The organism is Caulobacter sp. FG7 (assembly GCF_057808875.1).
In genome coordinates this window covers 1-939 of the sequence record NZ_JBMDIW010000071.1, presented here as the reverse complement: position 1 = coordinate 939, position 939 = coordinate 1, and the positions used below count along the sequence as shown (strand labels likewise).

1 protein-coding gene is annotated in these 939 nt (G+C 66.6%); it reads left to right on the top strand.

Going from position 1 to position 939, the window contains the following annotated elements; all coding sequences use genetic code 11:
• Positions 1–217: 217 nt before the first annotated feature.
• Positions 218–939, top strand: a 722-nt coding sequence (locus ACODR1_RS24785; protein ID WP_488882816.1) for a biotin carboxylase N-terminal domain-containing protein, incomplete at its 3' end; no start/stop codon positions are given.

The window sequence follows — 939 nt, the reverse complement described above, 5'->3', positions numbered from 1 at the left end:
TCCACTCCCTGAAGGGCAAGGTGCTCACCAACCCCGCAAAGAAGCACGACAACATTCCGCTTTGAGCAAGGGCGGGACGCGAGATGCTCCCCCTTTGGGGGAGCTGTCGCGAAGCGACTGAGGGGGCCGCCGAAGGCGGTGCTGACCCCCTCCGGCCCTCCGGGCCACCTCCCCCAAAGGGGGAGGATTTAGAAAGACAGATCACCAGGGGCCGCCGATGTTCACGAAGATCCTGATCGCCAACCGGGGCGAGATCGCGGTGCGGGTCATCAAGACGTGCCGTCGGTTGGGGATAGCCACGGTGGTGGTCTATTCGGACGCCGACGCCGACAGCCTGGCGGTGGAGATGGCCGACGAGGCCGTGCACATCGGCGCCTCGCCGGCCGCCCAGAGCTACCTCGTCGCCGACAAGATCATCGCCGCTTGCAAGGCCACCGGCGCCCAGGCGGTGCATCCCGGCTTCGGGTTTCTTTCCGAGAAGGCCGAGTTCGCCCAGCGCTGCGCCGACGAGGGCATCGTCTTCATCGGCCCCAACCCCAATGCGATCTCGGCGATGGGCGACAAGATCGAGAGCAAGAAGTTCGCCCAGGCTGCAGGGGTCTCCTGCGTGCCGGGCCATATCGGCGAGATCGCCGATGTCGCCGAGGCGCTGCAGATCGCCGAGCAGATCGGCTATCCGGTGATGATCAAGGCCTCGGCCGGCGGCGGCGGCAAGGGCATCCGCGTGGCCTGGAGCCGCCAGGACGTCGAGGAAGGCTTTCCGGCCGTGCGGGCCGAGGCCGCCGGCGCCTTCGGCGACGACCGCATCTTCATCGAGAAGTTCATCGAGAGCCCGCGCCACATCGAGATCCAGGTGCTGGGCGACAAGCACGGAAACGTCGTCCACCTGTTCGAGCGCGAATGCTCGATCCAGCGGCGAAACCAGAAGGTCATCGAGGA